This window comes from Rhodococcus sp. MALMAid1271 (assembly GCF_049195265.1).
Taxonomy (GTDB): Bacteria; Actinomycetota; Actinomycetes; order Mycobacteriales; family Mycobacteriaceae; genus Rhodococcoides.
This window is the reverse complement of the sequence record NZ_JBMIRQ010000104.1, coordinates 1-1111: the sequence shown is the minus strand read 5'-3', so window position 1 is coordinate 1111 and position 1111 is coordinate 1. Positions and strand designations below refer to the sequence as shown.

Sequence of the window (1111 nt, the reverse complement as noted above, 5' to 3'; positions counted from 1 at the left end):
AAAGGCGCGAAAAGGGCCCACGACGTGGGGACACCGCCCCAACCCTCCCGTCGCAGAACCTGTGCGACATCTCTCGCCACGCCACACCGATCTCGGCTGACTTCCTCGTAGCCGAACACCAGCCGCGCCCGGCCTTCGAGTTCCGCGGCATTGTCCCGTCGACGATCTCGAAACGCGACCTCGCGCATCGAATGGAAGCGACGCCCGTCCAGACGCACCGTCACGGTGCGAGTTCCGACCCGGTACACCACATCCTCGTACAGTGTGCGTCCGTCCACCTGAACCAGACTCTGTCGCTCGGCGGCCGGAAGCCCGTGAGCCGCTTCGACGTTGGTTGCGTATTCGAGTTCGAGAATCGACTGAACTCCGTTCGCGAGCAGGTCGATGGCCTTGCCGAGCGCCGTGCAGTACCGATATGGCCGTCGGAGAGCGATCTGCTCCCGCACATCGGTCAAGCGGATGCCGCGATCGGTCACCGACGACACCAGGCTCGCGACTGCCTGCTCGGGTGTCGACTCGGACACCGCAAGGTCGATTGCGGTGTCCACCAACGTCGTCCGCGGCATCTCACCCTCGACGCCGATGTGCCGGTGCGCGCGGGATCTGTGGACGACCACTCCAGGATGGAGAGACGATCCGACGCCCGCTACCAGCCTGGTCCCGACGGTGGGGTCTTTGCGCGCCGTGGAACGCTGGTTGCGGGCGGACTTTCCGTACGGGACGGTCACATGGACCGCAGCGGTGGGTTCGGGCGGCCGAAATCCCCACTCCTCGGCCGCGGATCGATGGCTCAGCATCGCATGCCCACCTCCGTACAGAAGTGCTGCCATCAGGACCCGCTCGCGAGTCAGCGGACCGGTGAAGATGGAGTAGACGCCTCTGAGCACAGTGATCCACGCCCCGCTGTTCACCAGTCGGCGAACCCTGTTTCGACTGTAACCCAAGGCTGTGACCTGCGACTGCGTGAACAGTCCCCATTGCGTATCGATCAGAACCTGTAGTTCTCGACCGTCCCCCCGACCATCGTCCATGGCCGGTCATCGTGCCAAGTGGGTACGACATATTTTGTCGTGGGGCCTTTTCGGAGCCCCTGGGACGCGAAAGGGGCGCG

At 64.5% G+C, this 1111-nt stretch carries 1 protein-coding gene; it reads right to left on the bottom strand.

The genetic code is table 11. The annotated features are described in order from the left end of the window. On the bottom strand, positions 1-1031 hold a 1031-nt coding region (locus tag ACOQFP_RS16680), incomplete at its 3' end, for a type IV toxin-antitoxin system AbiEi family antitoxin domain-containing protein (protein ID WP_421584942.1). Between the last annotated feature and the right edge of the window lie 80 nt (positions 1032-1111).